Consider the following 22,363-nt stretch of genomic DNA (forward strand, 5'->3'; position numbering starts at 1 on the left):
TTGAGCCTAACGTCTTTTTAATTACCGTCTATTTAACTGGGTAAACTTCATCCACTGAATCCGTTGGATGAATCACAATATACAAGTGACCATTCTGTCCAACTTTGGCAGTCATGTAAACATTATCCGTTTTATCCGGTGTTGAGGGCTCAAATGGGAAGTAAATTTCTTCCTTGGCGCCATCGTCCCAAACTAATGTCATCCATTCGATATCATCGTTTTTCACTACAGTTTCGAACATGCCTGCTTCTAGGCCACCTTGGTTAATGCTAGTTGATTGGAAAGTATCCGCATCTGGATAAATTTCAATTTTCAAGCCTTGCGCCGGATTAATTTCTACAATTTCGCCGCCATTAATTCGGCCGATACTTGTTGAAACGCGTCTAATCCATAGATCTCCAATGTGCTCCATTGCGATTGTCCATTCCCCGCCATTGTGAAAGTGAAAACGAAATTCAGTTACTTTTCTTCCCATCTTAATCTCCCCTTTTTGTTTGTGTTCTCCCGCTGTTACAAGTTTATTATAATACATACTTGTGAATTATTCTACAAACTTTCGGTATTTTGTTATATTTGTTACAAAGTCTTTTTTTTAGTTCACTCTGCACAAAATACTTCTGAACATACCTCGCAACTCGTCAGCAATTCTATGCTATACTAAGAAGCAGATTAATCTTAAAGGAGTATATGATGTCAACTAAAGAATTATTAAACAAAAACTTCCAAGCAATTCAAACACAGATCCAAGAAGCAACTAGCTCGGCAGAACGCCCAGCAGACAGTGTCAAATTAGTAGCTGTAACCAAAACGGTCCCTACAGATACAATGCGTGACTTGTTCGCTTTAGGTATGAAAACCTTTGGCGAAAATCGTACTGATGTACTCGTTAAAAAACAAGCAGAACTAGCCGATTTAACTGATATTGAATGGCACTTTATCGGTAATCTACAATCACGCCAAGTCAAAAGCATCATCAATTCCATTGATTACTTACACTCACTAGATCGTTTATCTTTAGCCAAAGAAATCCAAAAACGTGCTGAAGATACCGTTAAATGTTTTGTTCAAGTCAATGTCAGTGGTGAAACAAGTAAATCTGGTTTTGAGCCTTCTGAATTAGAGAGCACACTGGAACAACTTGCTTCCTACGATAAAATTCAAGTCATAGGACTCATGACGATGGCACCAATTGATGCAACCGAAGCTGAGTTACATCAATACTTTAAACAACTTAAAGAATTACAAACAATTATTGCAGCCCAAAAGCTTACTCATGCTCCTTGCACCGACGTTAGCATGGGAATGAGTCAAGATTATCCGATCGCAATTGCAGAAGGCGCAACTTTTATCAGAGTGGGTTCTGCTTTTTTCCAAGAATAGTTATACCACCTCGGACTTTTGTTCGAGGTTTTTAGTTTAGCCTTTTAAAGGTTGCACACCATACAGATATTTGCTGACGGCCCCTCGTTTCCGGCGTGAGGTGCTTTCAGGGGGACTTGAGCACGTCGCTCAAAGAGCGAGAGGCTCGTAGTGGCATTGACGACTGCTTTTCGATTAAACACAACACTCTTAGCATGTTTAGTGCTGACAAAAATAATCAATCGACAAAAATACCTGTTTCCTTAAAATGTATGAGGCCTTTTAGTTGAGCTACCGTGAGTAGCTCAGCGACTTGTTTTCCAAAACGTTATAAAAGGTAATCCATCGCTACTAATAGAATCGCGTGCCTTGACTATAAGCTTAGCGAATTCTTTATTCTAGCTTATCCTAATAAACTGAAACATCAGTGATGGCTTTGAAAGTGACCACCACCTTTGATAAGCACTAAGCTAAGCGAAGCACGAAGTTTGGTAAATCAGCCTGACACTTATAATCCTTTACACAATGAATAAGCTCCTGCAAGACGCGCTGTCATCTTTGCAGGAGCTTATAGTTTATAAATTTTAATTAATCATCAAACGCTCTTGGCTTTCGCCATACGCAATTGATTTATTTGACGGACGCAATTGTCCTGCATTCTCATCGCGACCTTGCACAACAAATCGAGCGTCAGGACGGTGGATTAAACTATGCGCCAACTCGACAATCGAACGCGTATCATCCGACAATAGGCAATTGAACAACACGTTTAACTTAACATCCTGCAAGTTCATCATCATATCATAGTCACCCATGCTATCCCCAAATAATGCGATTGGCTGTTTTCCTTGATGCTGTGGCGCAATTAGTTGCTGGATGGCCGCAGTTTTACCTGCTTGCTTAGTAATAAATGTATTATCTTCCATGTAGGCCATAATTTTGCGATCTTGATCAATTTGATAACACATCGCAATCACTTGATTGAAAGGCACTTGGAAACCATACTCTAAAACTGCAGTTCTTACAACATCAATTGGACTTGCACTGACAACATACGTCGCAATATTGTGTGATTGGAACGCTTCATACAAATCACGTAATTCTTTAGGGAAACGCAAACCAGATGTAAAGTCTGCCACAACTTCTCCAACGATTCCTGGACATTGTGAACTACTATGGTAAACTTCTAATTCAATCGGTGCTACTAAAGCATGATCCAACATCTCACGTGTTAAATTGATTAATTCAGTTTGACTATAGCCTTGAAACCAATACGTTAACCAAGGCTGCCCAGCCTCACGGATAAAATGTTTATTAACCGCTTTATAGTAGTAACGCAACTTTGCTCTAAAGTCTTGATAAAAGTCAGTCGCTTTAACCTCTTCTAAAGAAAGTTGTGGTGCTTTTATATAATGCTCATATAACCAAGTGTAATTTTCAATTATATCTTTTGCTAAATTAGCCGGTGTTAAATTAGGTCTGTCTGCTTCTAAAATTAAATCAAAATCAAACGGCCCCGTCGTTAAAATTGTAAAAAATTGTTCAGGTGTTAATTTATATAGAAGCTGTTTCAGCATATAAATCATTAAGTTGTCTTCAACATCCGCAATCGCACTCGTATTATCAAAGTCAAATACAACATATGCTTGATCAGCCAAAGGGGTGCCACCTGCTTGTTGATAGTGTTGAATTAAGTGATTTAAGCGCTGATAAACAAACGGTTCCCAATTATTTTGTGGAAAGAAAGTATCCATGATTGCCTCCTAGTTCAAAAATATCTTTACTCGAGTATACCCTTTCGCATCAATTCTGTCACTCACAGATGCTTATCTTATTTTTAGAGCAAATTTATATAAGTTATTTATAAAATTTTATATAACCAGTTAACACTTTGTGCTATAATGAACAAGTAGACAAAATATGATTGGCCATAAAGAAAGGTGTTGAAGAATTTGAAAAGATTATTTTTGATGACTGTAGGGTTTATTTCTTTCGGAATTGGGAGTATTGGGACTTTAATTCCAGTTCTGCCGACAACACCTTTCTTGTTATTATCCGGTTTCTGTTTTGCGCGCAGTTCAGAAAAATTCAACGTTTGGTTGAAACAACAAAAAATTTACGACTTTTATGTTGGCGATTATGCTGAACATCGCGCGATTCCTCGAGCTAAAAAGTATCGCATCATTGCCCAAATCTATTTAATAATGGGTGCCTCTGTTTTATTAGCGCCAATTATCTGGGTTAAATGGATGGTCGTTGGCTTAATGATTTTCCTCACAATTATGCTCTTCTTCGTGATCCCGGATAAGCCAGAAGAAAATTAAATAACCATTAACCCCCAGAAGTTAGTTTATAAACGCTAACTTCTGGGGCTTAATATTTTGTGATAATTTTTGTTAATGTTACTGGAGTGTTCGCTCAAAGATTCCATAATGATGTTGTTTCGTCTGCATATCAGGCAGGTAGTTTTTCGTAACTTTAGTATGATGAATCATGCCGGCAACTGCATAAGCTGAACGTTTTTCGATCGCTTGATAGATTAAATGAGTCAAAGCCGATCCTAGTCCTAAGTAGTCCTCATCTACACCAAGATACATCACAGTATAGCGCTCAGCTTTGTGGCGGATACGTAGGATGCGCAATAATGTGAGTGGGTTTAATGAACCGTAAACTAGATTCCCGTAATCGGGCACCGTGATGACAAAGCCAACTAAGCGTGCTTGATCGTAAGCTAATTTCACCATTGTGAAATCGAGTATCTGTTGGTAATCCTTAAAAATCTGTTTAAATTCTACATAAGTAATGGCTTCAAACAACGGGAACCCTTTAAATAATTCACTCAATAGTTGATAGACTTGCGGCAAAATCGCTTCCCACTCCTTGGCTTTTGCATCTTTAAATGTTAGCCCCTTATCAAGAAACAGCTGATAGCGTTTGGATAACCGTTGATGAGGTCCTACTGCTTCAATTCGCTTGAAGAAATTGGAGAGATATCGTTCAGTCAATTCAAATCCTACCGCTTCCCATAACACTGGATAATAAGGTGGATTATAAGGTTCGCCCGTAAATGGCGTATCCTCATAACCACTTAACAGCATGCGATAACTCACCCAAAAACTCGCTTGAACCGGACCAATCATTCGCTGCGCACCTCTAGATTTCGCCACTTGATCCAAGTGATTCATAAAAGCCTGAAACAATTCAAAATCATTGTACAAACTTTCAAAATAACCTAAATAAACACATGTGTCATCAGCGTGCGGCCAAGTTAATGCAGCACGTAATACGATTTCATCGCCCTTATATGCCACCCATGCTTCAAATTCATGACGTGAACTTATGGGGTGAGTACCGGCGATTAAGGTTTGAATTTCACTAGCATCTTCGGTCCAATATTCTGGAGGATAGATGGCATGTGGTAAAGATAAAAACGCCATTTCATCTAATGTGTCACTTTCTACACGTCTAATGGTTAATGTCGTCATCTACTCCCACCTTTCGCTACTCTGCGTATTGTTCCGAGCCGCCCATCCATTTCGATTATGTCACCTGTTTCAAGTGCCGCCATAATACCCGACACATTCACAATCGAGGGTAACCCTAATTCTCGTGAAATAATGGCCGTGTGCGACAACATTGAGCCACGCTCCGCAATAATCCCACTTGCTTGAGTTAGCAAATGCACCCAACCAGGATCCGTCATGCGGGTCACAATAATTTTGCCACGCGTGTCTTGCGGACTAATCGCTTGAATGCTATCTATTTTAATCACTTCTGCTCTTATTTGTCCCTTTGAACACGCGATACCACTAAATGTTTCGCCGTTGGATTGCTTTGTTGCAATATGGATACCCACATTATTTTTCTCAATCAGTTGATCAACAAATAAATAGCGATTAACCGCAGGTAAGCCTTGATCGAGCTGATATTTTTCTTTGCGTTGCTGAATGAAATTTGCGCTGCCCGTTTTTGTATCAGGTAATGCAAAGAGTTCATCTAGCGTCAACCAAAAGACATCCTCTACTGCCTTCAAATGACCACTCTCAACTAAACGCTGGCCCATTGTCAGAAAAATTTGCCGCATCATCCCGTAAATTCGTGTACGATTCAAACGCGAGCTTTCTCGGTAACGAATGCCTTGTAGTGCTTGTTCTCTCACGTAACGTCTAATAGGATTAAAGCTGCCGTTCGTTGAATAATTTAGTTGTCGCGAACTTTCTTGACTCATCTCAATTGGATAATTTAAGAGAGCCTCTATAAATAGTTCAGGATGCGTTTGATAAGTAGCTGTTTCTAGCTTCAACTCTTCAGGCACTCGGTTACCATATTGCTGAATATAATTACGAATAGCTGTTGTTAAATAATGCTGATCATTTTCAACAAAAGAACGAATTAACGTATTGTGCGAATTGTTGTGTATTCTACGTAGTTGACGATGATAGTCAGGTTGTTGATGAATTTCAATCACTAAGCGAGCCAATTCATTGGCCGGTTTCATACTTTCAATTTGTTCGATACCAGTTAATTCCAATTCAGCTTCTGGACGTTTTTTATTTAAATATTTTTGTAAGCCAGTAAAGACAAAGGCATACAAATCATTGACTAAAGTTATGTCCCATTGATCTAGTACGGCTTCTTTAAGGGTCACAAACAATTCGTGTAATTGCTGAAATGATGCTGATGAAGAATAGTCCGTTAAATAAATTTGTTCAATTGCTTGAAAGTCACGATCCAATTGTTGCATCAATTTAGGCGCAGATTTAAAAGCTTTTAGAATATTAAACGAGACTTTCACTCTTTGCCAACCACTAATGTGGCTCGGTGTTTGAGGAATGGCGGTTTGACGAACACCTAACATATCTTGCCAAACTGGAATAATCTTCTTAGAAAATGGAAGTAGTTGTAACAACTGGTACCAATTTTGAATTTGATAATACACTCGGCTGTTCACCATCGCAATCATATCTTGAAAAGTCGCTTCATAAGCATTGAGTATCTCGCCTTCTTTAACGCTCTTAGTCCCGACAATTCTTTGTGCCAATCCTCTAAAGACACTGCTGTAAGCTGCTTGGATAAAGCTAAAGGTTAAAGGTGTTGTGGTACCTGGGTAACTTTCAATGATATTACTATTGTCCAAAATAATCTTTGCTTCAAGCTCACTAATATCCTGTTCAAAGGTCGTAATAGGACGTGCTTGTAATACATAGAGTTGCTGGTCTTTAAATGTAAATTCAATGTCCATAAATGGACCAAATAATTCATTCACCTGACTAGCCATCGCTTCTAAAGCTGAGATTTGTGCGTCAGTTGGAATGGGTGATGTTACCACATTTGCTTCTTCAGTCACCTCAAAGTAAGTTAGTTGATCCATTGGATAATGAGTGAGTGTCGTTGTCGGTACGCGATCTTCGACAATTTGATCACCTGTTCCGAAGCCTAAAACGGCAATGTGTTCATTAAGAACGCCTTGTGGGTTGGCAGTAAAATAGACGCCTGATACATCTCCCTCGATCATTTCTTGAACAATCACCAACATCTCTGCTTCGTTTAAATCAATATTATGATGCAATAAATAACTTAAGGAAGATAGTGAATAAAGTGAACTAACGACTTCAGCAATCGCCTCTCTCAATTGATGCGCTGGAACATGCAGATGTGTCTTAAACTGCCCCGCAAAAGACGTATCACGACTATCTTCGACTGTAGCTGAAGAACGTACAGAATAAAGTCCGTCAGTCTGCAATTCACTGACTTGTTGAAAATCAGCCGCTTTAACTAATTCACGACTCCATGTTTGGAGTGTCTCACTCAAACCTTCTAACGATAGTTCCTCGCGCTCATAGCTTGCCTGTTTCCTAGCTAGATAAGCTTGTTGAGTACCCTCTCTAAATGTATTTAAGCGGTAAACTGAAAAGGCAGGAATCGGCAAGCCATACTCCTGCATCAATGCGAGATTCAAAGCTTTTGATCCCCAAGTTGTTTTGTCTGCTATTAATAACTTTTCCATAATTAAACCCTCAATAATAATAGATGGACGACCACCGCAATAACCATTGTCGCTTCAGTAATATACGTGTAGCGCTCCACTCTTTCTTTTAAGACAAAGCGTGTTGGCTCTTCAATAAATTGTTGAAACTGAACCGTCATCCAGACAACATTAACTAAGAGGACAACAACACCAATCAACGAAATATTCCATAATAAAATAACATTTGTAACAATATCAATTAAGGTTAAATTCCGAACGAAACGTGTTGCTCGTTTGTAACCGAATAATTTTGAATACGTCACATAATCATTTTCATCACGCGGTGCTCGTATTTTGCGACTCACTTCCCAAATGAGGCTTGGGAAATACATCGTAAAGGCTAATAAAAATGTTGGCCAAGAAATCAACGGCAACTCATATTTATAACAAACAAACGTCAAGATATAAATATTTAAAATCATCATAACAGGATTGTGTGTCACCAATGCTAGCGGCAAGGACTGTTGTATTTTGCTTTTCTGGAAAAACCAGAGCGCCATCAACGTCCCGTAAATATATAGAAATAAGAACCAATAAAAATTATTCATAAAGATAAAATTCAGGCTAACTGAACTCACCACTATAAAGGCCAAAGCATATGCTAAATCGCTTTTATAAACTCGCCCTGAAGGCAAAGCTCTATCTGAAAACAAGCGCATATCGTGTTCATAATCTTTAAAGTCGTCCGCAATTCTTAAAATCATTAAGAAAGAAAAAATTGTATACACACCGACAAACTCCTGGATACCTAAACTAAAATCTGCAATACCTATATTTAATAATAAGATAAAATATATCTCAAAAAAATAAATAATAGCTAATCCGAAACGCTGTCCTAATGGATACATTTCTTTGAAATAAACACCTAATCTACTTAACATTATAACTCCCTACTCTCTCTCCCAAACTCACTTGGCATTCAATACCCGCTTGAGACATTTCCACTATATCTTCATCAATTACGATGCGACCAGATTGATAAGCAACCAAAATCGTTGAGCCACCTAAGCTAAAGTAACCTTTTTCAATACCACGATAAAGAAAGCGTCCACTATAATTATGGATTTTCCCAACGGTTAAAGATCCGACTTCCATCTGCATAACCGAGCCCAATGCTTTATGCTCAAGGATACAATACTCTCGGTGATTCTCCTTAAAAACTGGTACACGTTTTAAAGCAATGTCTCGTACTGTATGTAGTTTCCCATTAATGCTGGCACGATGGCAAATTCGTCCTGTTTCACTGGCGACATATCGATGGTAATCTTCCACACCTAATCTGTAAACACATAATGTCCCACCCATAAACAGCTTACTGAACCTCGACTCAACAAGCAATTCAGACAACTGATACATTTGGCCTTTAATGTTAAAACTCGCTGATTCAGTGATTGGAAAGACCGATAACTTTGCATCAGCTACTGCTAACACGGTTCCTGGTGGACTTAAAGGTCTTTGCCCAACTTTCAAACGGCGCGTGAAGAACTCCGCAAAATTCTTAAATTGCTGCTGAGTATAATCCTCCAATTCGATCTCGTAATGATTGACGAAAGAGGCTATTTTTTGCTCGGAAAGTGGCGTATAATCTTGCCAACTTAACAACTTTGAAAACCATTGACTCGTCACAAGCGGTTGTAAATACTTGCCCCACTTAGTTCCATACAATTGCTGTAGTAAGTTAGCCTGATATTCAGCTACTTCTACCACTACTTTTTGTTGTCGGTCATAAATCTTCAACATTTTATAACCTCCACAAAGCGATTAAACTACCTAATGCTAATAAGCAAAAGAAAAGATAAGCTTTGCCTCGCGGTTTGGGGACTGGGCGATTCATGACGAATAAGTATGCCATCCCTAAGGCTACAATCGGTAATATCCATTGAACACCTTCTGACCACCAAGTTGCTGTCGCCAAATAAGTTAAAGGAAAAACAAGCGCACTATACGTCACCGGTACTCCGATGAAAAATCCCGAATTTTTTTCACTATTTTTAGTGTCAGCATTAAACGTCGCCAATCTTGTTACAGCTGCTAACACATAGATAGCAGCCAATAGAATACTCCATCCGTTAAACGCTAATTGCGTGAGAATCAGCACTGCAGGTAAAGCTGCAAAACTGATCATATCACAAAGACTATCAATTTCAACGCCATAGCGCTTCTGATAATCGGTTCGTTCGAATGAATTGGCTACCTTGCCGTCAAATAAATCACAGATACCACTCACGATAAAACACATCATGCCATTTGCTACTTGCCCATGAATAAAACAATACATCGCAACTAATGCCAGCACCATGCCGCAATACGTCACTAAAACAAACTTGCCATATTCACCGATAATCATATTAGTTGCCTCCTTCCAGCTCTCCTGTTTTTTTTATTATTTGAATTTCACCACTGGCACCATTCATGCGAATTAACATACCTGTCTTTAAGAGACGAGTCGCATCTTTTGCACCGATGATGGCTGGCAGTCCAAATTCACGCGCTACAATTGTCGCATGGCTTAAAACACCACCCGTTTCAGTGATTAATCCTGCCAGTCGACCAAAGCGATGACTCCAGCCAGTGTCTGTAAAGCGAGTGACAAGAATCTCACCTGTTTCCAGCTCATTTAACTGACTAAGCTCTGTCAGCACACGCACTTTAGCTTCCACGATACCATCATTGCCTCCGATGCCTTTCAACTGAATATCGTGTGCTAAGTTGACTGATTGTTGTTGAGCCAAGCCAGTTTGTAAATCACCCATTGGCTGATAGTTTTCATAAGCTTCACAATAGCCTTTATTTTGCTCGATTAGGGCTCTCAATTGTACTGGTGATAATTGTTGCTTCATCCATAATTGCAGGGCTTCTTTTTCAAGATAGAAAACATCCGTTGAAGATTCAATGTAGCCTAACTGCTGATAACGCGTCCCTAATAACAAGCTAATTTGTCTGACTAAATGATAATAGCGCGTCGATAAATCTTTAAATTCTTCACGCCACCACAACAATTCTCTTAGAAAGAGAATATCTTTTGTTAAAGCGCGCGCACGTCTGTCCTTGAAGCCTTCTGCTTTTAGGCGCAAATGGATTTCCGTTTCTGATTGGGTTGCTTGCAGATTGGTTGTTTGTGAGACCTGTGTGATGTTAGTTAATATTTTGTCAATGATGATTTCGGGTACTTCGCTGTAACTCGGCCACTGTAGGTTAAGTTCACGCTCTGAATGATAGCCAAATTCATTTAGCCATTCTGTGAGCGACAACATGTCTTTGCATTGACTATTGTTGCGCCATTCTTGTGTCAAATCACTTACCGAATTGCTTAACCAATGTGCTTTCAACTGGGAATCACGACTAATTTCCTTTGCGATTGCTTCTAGTGCCACTGTTGGACGTAGATGCGAAATATGGCCTAATTTAGAAATTAACTGAAAGAATGTTTCCGTTGACATCACTTTGAGTAAAGATGTTTTCTTCATTGACAGCTGAACGGTGTTAATAAACACCTGTTTGAAATAGGTCGTCTCGCAGGCTAATTGTCCTTCGCAAACAATTGCTTGCCAGAGTTGCTCGATGCTCTCTAAGCTTGCTTGTTGTTGGCGGCTATTTGCAATGTCTTGCTCAAAAGCAATGGCTTGATTGAGTAGGTTCTCTTTAAGGGTTTCAGCATTTGCTTGATGATTCTGAGTCGTTCGAATAATTTTACGCGTCACTCTTAAGAGTTGCGCTACAGTTTTAGGTGTTAGATAACTGCGTTGTCCATCGCCTACATAGGTTTTCGTTATGCCCAACTCATCATCGAATTCTCTTTCATTGTAACCGGGTATACGAGACATTGCAGCTTTCACCACACCAACATTCCAGTAAGGACGTGCATATTTAATTAAAGCGAGTTTAGGAATTTGTTGACTAGGTAAAAGCTGATTGTCCATGATAAAACTTTCCAACGACATTTGCCAAGCATCACGGTAAAGGCTCCACATTAAGGCTGGACAAGCTTGAGCCGCTACCCCACCATCGCGAAAGTTAGCAGTCGTCCAACTTCCCTGCGGAACTTTAGCTTGAATACTGGTAATTGGACGCGCTTGTACAAGATAGAGTGTCTCACCCACTACACAAAACTCTAAATCAACCGGGTAGGCAAATAGTCTGGCTGCTTTCAAAATGGTTTGATGCAGTGTGCTTAAAAGTGTTGAACTAAGCTGTAAATCTTGAATGTGGTCGAAAGATGTTTGCTGCCAAGACAGCGTTAAGCTTTTCGGCGTAAGTCGCCCATTTGCTAAATTCTCGCCCGAGCCTTTCACATACTCAACGAACATTTCTTGATCATGATTACTGATCGGATTCATCGAAAAAGCAATGCCACTAACATCTGCTTCCAGTTGCTCCTGTATTAGCACAGAAAATTCTGCATCAGTCGTTGTGATTTTCATCTGCTGACTATAATTTTGAACGTGAGCAGCTGTAGCAGATGCGATACATGTTTCAATTCCAGTCCAGATGTCATCGAATGTTCGACAATCTCGTACACTCGTATATTGTCCAGCAAACGAAACATGCGCCCCATCCTCTAAGGCGCCACTACTGCGAACAATATAGGTGGTCTCCGGACGAAGCCGTGAAGTCAACTGACTTTTAAGACTAGCAAGTTGGGTTTCTTCTAGATTGTTTAACGTATTTGCCTGATTGATGAGCCAACCTTCTGGTACCGGAAAATTATGTTGCTTCAATTGAATTAAACCATTGATTTTCCCACCGTTTGCTAGTGATATGTCAGCTTCTTTTAAATTAATTAATTTCATGGCATCTCCTTGATTAATAGGGATTTCTACGTAACTTTAACCGGTAGAGAATCACATTGATGACAATATGCGTCACCCCTCCGAGCAACACAAAGGCTAAATATTGAGAGAGCGACATTGGAAACAACATCGCAAGCACGAGTGTGCAACCGAATAACGAATCCGTTTGATCAATCGCAATAAATAACCATCTTAACGCATTGTTGGCCTGTTTTCCTGGCGCAATATCGAGTCGTCTTTTGATAAAACTATTCGGTAACTCAAACAATACATAAGCAAAGCCTAGTGCAAAACCTATTAACGCATTCAAAGCGGTCGTATTGCTTTGATGTTGGTAAATATAATTGTATTGTTCGAGTATTGGGAAAGCTTGAGACACCCAGCCCCATAAAATTTGAAAGCCAGTCGCAAAAACAACCATCCCCAAGAAACCTTTCCAAGTTTTATTGGCGCCGAAGATACGCTTTTGATCCTTCTCCCACAAACGCCCACCATCCATCGGTCTATTAAGCGCTTGGCATACGGAAGCCTTGCAGAAAATCATGTTACTGATGCCAGCAAGAATAATCGAAATCAGTGTAATGAACATTGTTAGAATTGTTCGCATACCGCACTTCCTTTCTGACTTTTCAGCCCTGAATGTACTGATATTATAGCATAGCACCGTAAAAGCTCGGTCTAAAATGCCCTCAACCGAATGCTTCAAATCCACACTGCAACAATACGAACCAAAATTTTTAGATGCAGTTTAAATCGTCTCGAGATATTCTTTTATTTTAGAAAGGTTTAACCCATAAGAAATGCGCGAGTCAAGATGCGCTGGATATGCAATTCTGCAACATTGGATTTTTTTATTGGTAAATAAACTATTTGATACCTATATTGATTATTGCTTGTTAGATTGTTGACCTCAGCTCGTGAGTTCGAATATTAAGGTACATTCTGGCACTTAAATGCTTGAAAGGACTTCTTTTTCGAAAGAAGTCACCCTTACCTATTTTTTTACAAAGATTCCCGGTTTTAATTATTGAGAATCCAAGATTTTTTACGATAACTATCATTATATTTGCATAACATATCATTTTATTGATTTTATTAATTCTAATGTGCTAACTCAGATTTTGAGTCGACACATTAGAAACTGATTACCTGAAGCTAAAAGCATTTTCGTCCATCCATTCGACTATCTACTCTCTAAATCACCATCAATACCTGAACAGATAGTTTTATGACTCTCCTTGCTAAACTAAATACACAAGCGCAGCTCACGTCGTTGGTTTGCCTATAGTGGTACAAAGGGCAATCCATCGCTACTAATAGAATCGATTGGTGTGACTTTGAGCGCGACGAAATAGTCACAATCTAGCTGATTGAACTAGAAAAGACGAACGCCAGTGAAGTCTTTGAAAGCGACCACCGTCATGGCGAACCAACATAGTGAGGACAGCGACTTCAAACAACTCACTTAATAATCAAACACCTTAAACAAAAATAGACGCCCTTCCACTTCATTAAAGAAGTTCGGCAGGCCGTCTGATATTCATTTAAATTTTAATTTTATTGTTTTTTCTTAAAATGATCACGCGCTCTCTTCATGCCACCAATATTCGCATAAATATTGTTCAACTTAACATACTCGATTTCGCGCGATGTCAGGCCTTCATACTGAGCTTCTTTACTCAACTTGAGGTAACTATCATAACGTTCTTGAGATAATTCGCCACTTTCAATCGCAGCTTTAACTGCACATTTAGGCTCGGTTGTATGCTGGCAATCATTAAACTTACATTGACGCGCTAATTCATCAATATCTGTAAAAGTTTGCGTCAAATTGGCACTTTCAAGTCCTAACTCACGCATACCAGGGGTATCGATGACCACACCGCCACTCGGTAAAGCAAACAGTTCACGGTGCGTTGTCGTATGACGACCTTTATCATCATTACGTAAGCCACCTGTTTCTAGAGCCTCTTGACCTAACAAATGATTGATCAATGTAGATTTCCCAACACCAGACGAACCGATAAACACTGCCGTTTGGCCTGTACTCAATTGATCCTTAATAGCTTCTAGCGCTGTGCGATCGTCAAAGGAAGTGACTAAGAGGTCAACACCTAACGCAACCTCTTCCAATTCAACCAGTTGAGTTGCTAAATCTGGACTCAAATCGGCTTTGGTCAGAATAATAACTGGTTTTGCCCCGCTGTCCCACGCAATCCCAAGATAACGTTCTAGACGACGCAAGTTAAAATCATTATTCGCTGCCATACAAATATAGACAATATCCACATTTGCTGCCACTACTTGTGACTCATGAGAGGTGCCAGCTGCTTTTCGAATAAAGGCACTTTTTCGTGTTAAAACTTGATGAATCATCGCATGTCCCGTCGCATCATCTGCTCGGTCCAACATCACAAAGTCTCCTACCGTTGGGAATTCTGTCACGTTCTCAACGTTATAACGAAATTTTCCTGAGACTTCCGCCTTTATTTCGCCCGCATGCGTCATCACTCGGTAAATATGCTTCGCCTGTGACAAGATACGTCCTAACACAAAATCGTCAAACATTGTCGCTTCAGTTTCAAATCGGGCACTAAGTCCAATTTTTTTTAATAAATTGTTCAATTATGTTCCTCCATACCAATACTAACTTTCAACAGTTAACAATTGGAGGCTAACGTTTTTAGGCAGTCATAGCCTCCGAGAAATATACGTTCATTGCAATCATATTTACACTCTCCTTCTGATACTCAAATTATTTCTGTACCAAGTAAAATGTACTCCATCTCCAGCCAAAATACTACACAATATCATGTTATTCACTAATTTTTTTTACTTCAAGTAGCTGATATTGAATCGTATTTTGTGAAACTGATTATTTGTGTTACACTAATAGTATGAATTCGAGATAAATTTCAGATAGTAGAAAGGAAGAATAAGTATGGGACTTTTAGTTGAAGGAAAATGGCAAGATAAATGGTATGACACAAAGAGCACTGGAGGACGTTTTATCCGAAAAGACTCACAATTCCGTAACTGGATTACACCAGATGGAAGTGCGGGTCCGAGTGGAGAAGCAGGTTTTAAAGCCGAAGCCAACCGCTACCACCTTTATGTATCCTTAGCTTGTCCATGGGCATGTCGCACATTAATCATGCGTAACATCAAAGGTTTAGAAGAGATGATTTCTGTCTCAGTTGTTAATCCCCTAATGGTTGAAAATGGCTGGACTTTCGAAGAAGATGAAGGCGTAATTGCGGATCCCGTTTTAAATGTTGATTTCTTACACCAAATTTATACACACGTTGAACCAAATTACTCAGGACGCGTAACAGTACCCGTTTTATATGACTTAAAACAAAATAAAATCGTCAATAATGAATCTTCTGAAATCTTGCGTATGTTAAATTCAGCGTTTGACGGCATCGGAGCTAAACCAGGTGATTACTCTCCTGCTGCTTTAATGAACGAAATTGATGCAATCAACGAAAAAGTTTACCACAACATTAATAACGGTGTTTACAAAGCAGGTTTCTCAACCGCTCAAGAAGTGTACGAAGAAGAAGTTGAAAAAGTATTTGCGGCACTCGACGAAGTTGAAGAAATTTTAGGTCGTCAACCTTACTTAGTCGGTGACCAAATTACAGAGGCTGACTGGCGTTTATTCACAACTTTAATTCGTTTTGACCCAGTATATTATGGTCATTTCAAATGTAACTACCGCCATGTTTACGAATATCCAAACATCTGGCGCTACACAAAAGAACTCTACAATCATCCTGGAGTTGCGGAAACCGTCGACTTCCGTCACATTAAAGAACACTACTACCGTAGCCACAAAACCATTAACCCAACTGGGGTTGTGCCTAAAGGACCTGTTCTAGATTTAAGCATATAAAGAATTGTACCTCACCATAAAGGTGGGGTTTTTCTTTTCAATGTGTTAACTCGGCTTCTGAGTTTGATGATTGAAGCACTCAATGTTCAAACTCAAACCGCGAGTTTAAACATTGAATCGAAATGACACGCTAAGCGAAGTACAAAGCTTGGTAAATTAACATAAAGCTTATAGGCCTATATATTATTAAACGCTAATCACTATACACATCGTAAGAAACCTCGATCGAGTCCGAGGTCATTAAATTCTGTGGAGCAGTTTTATCTTAATAATACAGTGATACTTTTATTCAAACGCTACGCTTAGCTCAGCGACTTATTTTCCAAAGCGGTATAAAGGACAATAGGCGCAGCTTGCTCTGACTATCAATAAAGAAAGCGACCACCGCCTTCTGAGTGAAGCACAAAGCTTGGTAAAACAACCTAAAACTTGTCATCCCTTATAGTACAACAAAAACTCTGCAAGCCACTTATTCCGTCGACTTGCAGAGTTTTTCTATCTTTATTATTCAGTTACTTCAGAATCAGTTGCTTCTTTTTGAGTGTCATCTTCTTCAGATTTTTCACCTTGTTCTTCACGTAGGCTAATTAACGTTAAATACTCTTCTAATGTCAATCCATGTTCCGTCATAAAGGCTGCATTCTCTTCACCAACATAACGGAAGTGCCAAGGTTCGTACTCATAACCCGTAACATGTTGTTTGCCTTGCATATAACGTAAAACAAACCCAAATTCAGAACTATTTTCTGCTAACCAAATCGCTGAACCATATTGTCCATAAACCTGATGCAAATCACGTCCATATTCATTATAGTCATAGCCTAGTAAATCAAAAGCCAAGCCGGTCGAATGTTCCGTTGCATCCGCTGGCGCCACAAACATATCCGTTAAAGCATAGGCTTCCTCTTCTGAAACTCCTGAATTTAAGTTACTATAATATCGCGCATCAAAGTTTGCCGCTTGATAAGCCATCGTACGATAAGCCGACACAGTTTGGAAATAATAGCCAGCCTCCTCAGCTGCCGTAATCATGTCATTAAACGGATCACGTACAGCAGCATTATAATAATGACCGCTCGCAGTCGCCGCAAATTCCATTGTCAAATCCACCTCGATACGATTATCACGATTGATTAACATGAGAAACGGATCTTCTAAATCAGCACTCTCAGGTAAAGCTTCAATTAATTCTGCAACGGTTAAATCACTCCCAAAAGGTTCGATTAATTCTGGTTCAAGTAAGGTTATCGCACTCGCAGTTTGAGGCGCAAGTAAAGTTAAAACTATTAAAACATTTAGTAACCATTTTCTTTTCACAATATACAGCCTACTTTCCGTGATTACTTCTCTAGCTGACGCTCTCTAATTACAGACTAATTTCTAATAACAATGGTGTATGATCTTGACGTGTCCCTGAATCAACCATCGATGACTCACTTACCTTTTCAGCTAAGCGATCACTCACTAGCCAATAGTCAATTCTCCAGCCAGAATTATTAATTTTGCTGGTTTTGGCTCGTTGATTCCACCAAGAGTAGACCCCTTCAACATCGCCATGAATATGACGGAATGTATCCGTAAAGCCTTTGGCTAACAAATTCGTAAAGCCAGCACGCTCTTCATCAGTAAAGCCAGCAGAACGACGATTGGCTTTCGGATTTTTCAAGTCAATTTCTTGATGGGCCACATTATAATCCCCACATGCAATCACAGGTTTCTTAGCATCCAATTCAGCTAAATATTCTGCGTATTGAACATCCCATTGTTGTCGCTCAGCTAAACGCGACAAACCATCTCCTGAATTGGGTGTGTAAACTTGCGTCACAAAAAATTCTTCAAACTCTAACGTAATAATTCGTCCCTCAGAATCCATCGTACTTGGTGCCCCAATTGTCGGGAAGGTCACAATTGGATTGTATTCTTTTTTGAATAAGAACATCGTACCTGCATATCCCTTACGCGCAGGCTCAATTGAACTATTCCAGACAACTTCGTAATCAGGTAAATGGTTAGTTAAAATCTCTAAATGTTTTTTAGTTGGACCTTTACTAGACAACTTCGTTTCTTGAATCGCAATCACATCCGCATCATTCGCCACAATCGTATTTAAAACTTCTCTAGATAATAATGCACGCGCTGAATCACTCGTCAATGCCGCATTCAATGAATCAATATTCCAAGAAATTAATTTCAAAATACTACCCCTTTTCTTCACTCATATTTTGCCATCATTTTAAGATAATCTTTGATAAGCTGCATGTTTGGCTAACTCATCAGCCATCTCGTTAAACTCCACCCCGGTGTGGCTCTTCACCTTCACAAAATCAACCTGCATCCCTGTAGCAACTTCATCAAAGGCTTTTTTATAATTCTGCGACACTGGCTTAGAAGCTTTCCACTCACCAGTTGCCCAAGACTCAATCCCTTGATAATCGTAATAAATCACTACACGGGCTTCACCTTGTGCTTTCGCCCATTTAACCGCCTCAACCGTTGCGATAACTTCACCCGCAATTTGATAACTATCCACATACAATGGATCATTACCTGGAATCGACAACTTCGTCAGAACCGTTTCATTTTTCAGAAAAACAATCCCTGAACCATATTGACGTAACACTTTATTAAACGAACCATCGACATAAGCAATTAACACATCTTTCGGATGTCCGTCATTAAACTGCATTTGATTCCCACCGTTAAGATATGCTTCTGCTTCAGCCTTCGTTGGGAAAGATTTATATTGCGCACCCGCAAATTTCAATACTTGTTTCTGAGCCTCTGGCCATGTTGTATAGATCCCTGGTTGACGCCCTTTTCTAATTGCATAAAACTTTGCCATTCAATAACTCCTAAATTTTTTTAATATTGTCACTTGATAAGCTAACAGCAGCAAGTGGCTCAGCACAACTAGCACATAATTGATCACCACTCTGTTTTGACCATGCCTAGCCATTTTATAGGCAGGAACAGATAAAAGAAGCAATTTCCCCCATAAAATCCAAGGGCTTCTCATACGTATCGTTGTTTTCGGAACGAAATACGCCCCCAAAGAACTACGAAAATCACTAAGCACACCGCACCGAACAACAGTCTCAGCCAGATATTCGCAAATCCAGTCCACGCAACGTATACCACAAATACAAGTGCCACGAGTTCTAAAGTAAACATCAGCAAATAATGATTCAATCCTTTTAACCGTTCCATCGTCAGCGCCTTATTATATGCTTATTTATATCAAGTTACCTCTTATTATACCATGTGCTCCTATGACAACAAAGCCTCTTTCACTCCTTCAAGCGAAACTCTTCGCCTAAACAATAGTATAACAATCTTCACTTTGAAAAACTTTTTCAATGCTCTAAGAAAGATTCCCAATCATTACTTTTTTCTTAATCCAAGCTCTCTTCTTTTACCAACTAATCATTCTCTGATAAGCTTAACTCAACTAGAAGAAAGGTGGGGTCATCATGTTGCAAATCGTTCCATCGCTCTGGTTTGGCGATAACAATTGCGAAGAAGCCGTCAATGACTATGTCACTATTTTCCCTAATTCTCGTATTAGCCAAATGGTTTATTATCCTAATGAAAATCTAAACGAACATTTTGTTGGTATGGCCGGTAAGGTCATTACAGCAGAATTTTACCTAAACGGACAAAAGTTTATTGGTTTAGACGGTGGCCCAATCTTCCACTTTTCTGAAGCAATTTCCTTTACGATTGAATGCCAAAATCAAGCAGAGATTGACTACTATTGGGAAAAACTTTCTCATGTACCAGAGTCTGAACAATGCGGCTGGGTCAAAGATAGATATGGACTTTCCTGGCAAATCGTCCCCAACAATATTGCTGAGCTTCAACAAACCGATGCCCAAATAAAGGCGCTCATGAGCATGAAAAAAATCATTATCTCTGAATTAGAAGCAGCCAAATAGTCATTCCCTAAGCCTCTCAAATCGCACGCGTGATTTGTGGGGCTTGGTTTTATTGGACATCTTGGCCTTAAACATGTGAGTGAAATCCAGACTCCCATAATTCACTGCAAATGTGTATATCTAATATCTCAAGACTTAGTCAATATATGAATTTTTATCCGTTTAAAAAAACCTCTATATAATCATGAACCTAGCTGTCTTCACTTTTTACAAACAGGGATCTGATACCGCAAATAAATTAGTATTCAAATCATTATTTTACAAGAAAATCAAGAAGGTATCGTGTCCCACGAACTACGACGATTATCTCAGAAAAATAAGGTGTTTCAATCGTGTCAACCTACTGGTCGACACTTCTTTTGCTCTCTGCTTTATAATATATCCTGCTTTCAGCTAACCGAAACAAAAAGCTTGTTAAATCAAACTGAACCTTATAATCACATAAGAAAACCTCGGACAAGTCCGAGATTTTCAAATTCTGTTTAGCAGTATAATTTGATTATATCGTTTTACTTTTGTTGGAATATTTAACTTAGATCAGCTAATTGTTTTCCATAGCGGTACAAAGGGCAATCGGCGTAGCTTGGTGTGACTTTGAGCGCAGCGAATTAGACACCCCTAGCCGATTGAGCTGGAAAAGCACGAACGTCAGTGAGGCTTTGAAAGCGACCTCCGCATTGGAAAACAATTAGCTGAACGTAGTATAAAGCTTGATAAATCAACATAAAACTTATAAACCCTTATATTATAAAAAAACGCCTCAACCTTTTAAAGTTGAGACGTTCGATGTTTATTTCTTTTTATCTTTCTTTAGTAGGTAGAAACCTAAACCAATGAAAGCTAAACCACTGATAATCTGTAAATACATACCAGATTGGGTTGGACTAAGCGTGATCAGGACTAATCCAATTGCGATTAACAATAATTGCCATTGACTTTTCATCTGTATCACCCTTTTCATTTATAATTAAAATTCTTCTGCTTTTACGCGGTTTGACATTAACACAAACGGTAAATAGATGAAGAATGCGACAACAATATTGAAGATTGATAACAATCCAGCTGCTAAGCTACCACCTGTTGCCAAGTAAGCATATAGTCCTGGAGGTGTAATCCATGGAACTGCTAAGAATACTGGTGGTACTAAGCCCCAGCTAGTTGCTAAGTAAGCAATTGTTGCTAGGATTGGTGGTGTAATTAACCAAGGGATAGCAAATTGTGGGTTTAACACAATTGGCATACCAAAGACTACTGGCTCGTTAATGTTGAAGGTTCCCATAGGTGCAGATAATTTTGCAATAGTACGGTGGTCTTCACGTTTAGACATCCATAGAATACCAATGATTAAGGCTAATGTTGCACCTGAACCACCCATTTGAGCGTAAGCATCAAATGATCCACGAGTCCAGTCCCAAGGTAATTGAGCGATATCTCTTGTTGCTTCATAAACAGCAGTGTTTTCGTTTAATGCAGCTCCGTAGACACCATCCATAATTGGTGCTAAAACGTTGTGACCGTGTAATCCGAAGAACCAGAATAATTGAACTAAGAAAGTTAAGAAGATAACACTTCCTAAACCTTGTGATAAGCCCATTAATGGTTGTTGGATATATTGAGAAATTAAGTCAGTTAATGGTAAACCAGTTACTGTATACGCTAAGTAACCGATGATAGCTGAAACATAAATTGCAACTGTACCAGGAATAATTGCAGCAAACGCTTTTGTTACTGCAGGTGGTACTGTATCTGGCAGTTTAATTGTGATGTTTTTGTTCATCAAGAATGAATAAATCATTGTTGACATCATACCAATAATAAGAGCACTAAACAAACCAGTTGCGCCAAGATAAGATAAACCAAGAACTCCAGAACCACTTGTTGTTAATGAGGCTGCATCTGTTGAAGATGTTACACTTAAGCCAAAGTTACTTAAAGCAGATAAAGTAGTTGAGTCTACACCTGTTAAGTCAGTTGTAAAGTTTAATGTTTGTGGAATGACTGCGATAAAACTTGCGAATGAAATTAAACCACCTGCTAATGAGTTAACGCCGTAGCTTTCTGCTAAGTTACTACCTAATGAGAAAGCAAAGAACATTGCCATTACAGCGATTGTTCCACCGTATACGTAACCGTTAATCTCAACGATTGGTGCCATTGCTGAAGCAAAGCCGTCCCAACCAAGGTTTACTGGTACATCACGTAAGAATACGTTAAGTAAAACTGCGATTGACCCTGCCATAGTGATTGGCATAGCCGCGATGAAAGCGTCACGAATCGCACCTAAATGGCGTTGTGATCCGATTCTTCCTGATACTTCCATGAACTTTTCAGTAAATGTATCTTTAAAAGACAT

20 protein-coding genes are annotated in these 22,363 nt (G+C 39.2%); 4 read left to right on the plus strand and 16 right to left on the minus strand.

Annotated features, from left to right (window positions below; genetic code table 11):
• Window positions 1-28 precede the first annotated feature (28 nt).
• Window positions 29-475, minus strand: a complete 447-nt coding sequence (locus GF867_RS08525; RefSeq protein WP_153832682.1) for a hypothetical protein — start codon at window positions 473-475, stop codon at window positions 29-31.
• Window positions 476-690: 215 nt separating this feature from the next.
• Here GF867_RS08525 and GF867_RS08530 point away from each other — a divergent pair, with 215 nt between their 5' ends.
• Complete coding sequence (locus GF867_RS08530) at window positions 691-1,380, plus strand: YggS family pyridoxal phosphate-dependent enzyme (RefSeq protein ID WP_153832683.1); 690 nt, start codon at window positions 691-693, stop codon at window positions 1,378-1,380.
• A gap of 563 nt (window positions 1,381-1,943) precedes the next feature.
• Here the strand turns inward: GF867_RS08530 and GF867_RS08535 are convergent.
• Window positions 1,944-3,113, minus strand: a complete 1,170-nt coding sequence (locus GF867_RS08535; protein WP_153832684.1) for an HAD family hydrolase — start codon at window positions 3,111-3,113, stop codon at window positions 1,944-1,946.
• Between the two features lie 198 nt (window positions 3,114-3,311).
• Between GF867_RS08535 and GF867_RS08540 the strand changes: the two genes are divergently transcribed.
• Window positions 3,312-3,683, plus strand: coding sequence for a YbaN family protein (locus tag GF867_RS08540; protein ID WP_246168169.1), 372 nt, complete (start codon window positions 3,312-3,314; stop codon window positions 3,681-3,683).
• A 78-nt stretch (window positions 3,684-3,761) separates the two neighbouring features.
• Here GF867_RS08540 and GF867_RS08545 read toward each other — a convergent pair whose 3' ends face one another.
• The 8 genes from GF867_RS08545 to rsgA form a co-directional block, all read right to left on the minus strand.
• A complete protein-coding gene (locus GF867_RS08545) occupies window positions 3,762-4,844 on the minus strand; it encodes a hypothetical protein (RefSeq protein ID WP_153832685.1) in 1,083 nt (360 codons plus the stop codon).
• Complete coding sequence (locus GF867_RS08550) at window positions 4,841-7,366, minus strand: phosphoenolpyruvate synthase (RefSeq protein WP_153832686.1); 2,526 nt, start codon at window positions 7,364-7,366, stop codon at window positions 4,841-4,843. Before GF867_RS08550 ends, GF867_RS08545 begins: the two co-directional genes overlap by 4 nt.
• 2 nt (window positions 7,367-7,368) lie before the next feature.
• Entirely contained in the window at window positions 7,369-8,268 is a 900-nt protein-coding gene (locus tag GF867_RS08555; RefSeq protein WP_153832687.1) for a UbiA prenyltransferase family protein, read from the minus strand.
• Entirely contained in the window at window positions 8,258-9,127 is an 870-nt protein-coding gene (locus tag GF867_RS08560) for a phosphatidylserine decarboxylase (protein ID WP_153832688.1), read from the minus strand. Before GF867_RS08560 ends, GF867_RS08555 begins: the two co-directional genes overlap by 11 nt.
• 1 nt (window position 9,128) lies before the next feature.
• Complete coding sequence (locus tag GF867_RS08565) at window positions 9,129-9,734, minus strand: CDP-alcohol phosphatidyltransferase family protein (RefSeq protein ID WP_153832689.1); 606 nt, start codon at window positions 9,732-9,734, stop codon at window positions 9,129-9,131.
• A 1-nt stretch (window position 9,735) separates the two neighbouring features.
• Entirely contained in the window at window positions 9,736-12,177 is a 2,442-nt protein-coding gene (locus tag GF867_RS08570; protein WP_153832690.1) for a PEP/pyruvate-binding domain-containing protein, read from the minus strand.
• Between the two features lie 13 nt (window positions 12,178-12,190).
• Window positions 12,191-12,784, minus strand: coding sequence for a CDP-archaeol synthase (locus tag GF867_RS08575; RefSeq protein WP_153832691.1), 594 nt, complete (start codon window positions 12,782-12,784; stop codon window positions 12,191-12,193).
• 950 nt (window positions 12,785-13,734) lie between these two features.
• Window positions 13,735-14,802, minus strand: a complete 1,068-nt coding sequence (gene rsgA, locus GF867_RS08580; protein ID WP_153832692.1) for a ribosome small subunit-dependent GTPase A — start codon at window positions 14,800-14,802, stop codon at window positions 13,735-13,737.
• A 316-nt stretch (window positions 14,803-15,118) separates the two neighbouring features.
• On the opposite strand from rsgA, the gene GF867_RS08585 reads away from it, so the two are divergent.
• Window positions 15,119-16,075, plus strand: a complete 957-nt coding sequence (locus tag GF867_RS08585; protein WP_153832693.1) for a glutathione S-transferase family protein — start codon at window positions 15,119-15,121, stop codon at window positions 16,073-16,075.
• Between the two features lie 504 nt (window positions 16,076-16,579).
• On the opposite strand, the gene GF867_RS14050 is transcribed toward GF867_RS08585, so the two are convergent.
• The 4 genes from GF867_RS14050 to GF867_RS14370 all read right to left on the minus strand — a co-directional run bounded on the left by GF867_RS14050 (window position 16,580) and on the right by GF867_RS14370 (window position 19,282).
• Window positions 16,580-17,392, minus strand: a complete 813-nt coding sequence (locus tag GF867_RS14050) for a M15 family metallopeptidase (RefSeq protein WP_153832694.1) — start codon at window positions 17,390-17,392, stop codon at window positions 16,580-16,582.
• A 49-nt stretch (window positions 17,393-17,441) separates the two neighbouring features.
• Window positions 17,442-18,269 (minus strand): exodeoxyribonuclease III, encoded by an 828-nt coding sequence (locus GF867_RS08595; protein WP_153832695.1) that lies wholly within the window; start codon window positions 18,267-18,269, stop codon window positions 17,442-17,444.
• A 39-nt stretch (window positions 18,270-18,308) separates the two neighbouring features.
• Complete coding sequence (locus GF867_RS08600) at window positions 18,309-18,917, minus strand: ribonuclease H1 domain-containing protein (RefSeq protein ID WP_153832696.1); 609 nt, start codon at window positions 18,915-18,917, stop codon at window positions 18,309-18,311.
• Between the two features lie 170 nt (window positions 18,918-19,087).
• Window positions 19,088-19,282, minus strand: a complete 195-nt coding sequence (locus tag GF867_RS14370; RefSeq protein ID WP_153832697.1) for a DUF2568 domain-containing protein — start codon at window positions 19,280-19,282, stop codon at window positions 19,088-19,090.
• A 263-nt stretch (window positions 19,283-19,545) separates the two neighbouring features.
• On the opposite strand from GF867_RS14370, the gene GF867_RS08610 reads away from it, so the two are divergent.
• Window positions 19,546-20,010, plus strand: coding sequence for a VOC family protein (locus tag GF867_RS08610; protein WP_153832698.1), 465 nt, complete (start codon window positions 19,546-19,548; stop codon window positions 20,008-20,010).
• A 790-nt stretch (window positions 20,011-20,800) separates the two neighbouring features.
• Here the strand turns inward: GF867_RS08610 and GF867_RS13700 are convergent.
• Window positions 20,801-20,953: a hypothetical protein gene (locus GF867_RS13700; protein WP_172972643.1), complete on the minus strand. Its 153-nt coding sequence runs from the start codon at window positions 20,951-20,953 to the stop codon at window positions 20,801-20,803.
• 24 nt (window positions 20,954-20,977) lie between these two features.
• Window positions 20,978-22,363 (minus strand): PTS sugar transporter subunit IIC, encoded by a 1,386-nt coding sequence (locus GF867_RS08615; RefSeq protein WP_153832699.1) that lies wholly within the window; start codon window positions 22,361-22,363, stop codon window positions 20,978-20,980.

It is taken from the genome of Fundicoccus ignavus (genome assembly GCF_009659375.1).
GTDB lineage: Bacteria > Bacillota > Bacilli > Lactobacillales > Aerococcaceae > Fundicoccus > Fundicoccus ignavus.

Excerpts from the sequence above, each read along its gene's own strand:
- GF867_RS08530 (WP_153832683.1), top strand. The coding sequence starts at position 691 with ATGTCAACTAAAGAATTATTAAACAAAAACTTCCAAGCAATTCAAACA.
- GF867_RS08535 (WP_153832684.1), bottom strand. The coding sequence starts at position 3,113 with ATGGATACTTTCTTTCCACAAAATAATTGGGAACCGTTTGTTTATCAG.
- GF867_RS08615 (WP_153832699.1), bottom strand. The coding sequence starts at position 22,363 with ATGTCTTTTAAAGATACATTTACTGAAAAGTTCATGGAAGTATCAGGA.
- GF867_RS08545 (WP_153832685.1), bottom strand. The coding sequence starts at position 4,844 with ATGACGACATTAACCATTAGACGTGTAGAAAGTGACACATTAGATGAA.
- GF867_RS08570 (WP_153832690.1), bottom strand. The coding sequence starts at position 12,177 with ATGAAATTAATTAATTTAAAAGAAGCTGACATATCACTAGCAAACGGT.
- GF867_RS08565 (WP_153832689.1), bottom strand. The coding sequence starts at position 9,734 with ATGATTATCGGTGAATATGGCAAGTTTGTTTTAGTGACGTATTGCGGC.
- GF867_RS14370 (WP_153832697.1), bottom strand. The coding sequence starts at position 19,282 with ATGGAACGGTTAAAAGGATTGAATCATTATTTGCTGATGTTTACTTTA.
- GF867_RS08560 (WP_153832688.1), bottom strand. The coding sequence starts at position 9,127 with ATGTTGAAGATTTATGACCGACAACAAAAAGTAGTGGTAGAAGTAGCT.
- GF867_RS13700 (WP_172972643.1), bottom strand. The coding sequence starts at position 20,953 with ATGAAAAGTCAATGGCAATTATTGTTAATCGCAATTGGATTAGTCCTG.
- GF867_RS08525 (WP_153832682.1), bottom strand. The coding sequence starts at position 475 with ATGGGAAGAAAAGTAACTGAATTTCGTTTTCACTTTCACAATGGCGGG.
- GF867_RS08600 (WP_153832696.1), bottom strand. The coding sequence starts at position 18,917 with ATGGCAAAGTTTTATGCAATTAGAAAAGGGCGTCAACCAGGGATCTAT.
- GF867_RS08555 (WP_153832687.1), bottom strand. The coding sequence starts at position 8,268 with ATGTTAAGTAGATTAGGTGTTTATTTCAAAGAAATGTATCCATTAGGA.
- GF867_RS08575 (WP_153832691.1), bottom strand. The coding sequence starts at position 12,784 with ATGCGAACAATTCTAACAATGTTCATTACACTGATTTCGATTATTCTT.
- GF867_RS08610 (WP_153832698.1), top strand. The coding sequence starts at position 19,546 with ATGTTGCAAATCGTTCCATCGCTCTGGTTTGGCGATAACAATTGCGAA.
- GF867_RS08550 (WP_153832686.1), bottom strand. The coding sequence starts at position 7,366 with ATGGAAAAGTTATTAATAGCAGACAAAACAACTTGGGGATCAAAAGCT.
- GF867_RS08585 (WP_153832693.1), top strand. The coding sequence starts at position 15,119 with ATGGGACTTTTAGTTGAAGGAAAATGGCAAGATAAATGGTATGACACA.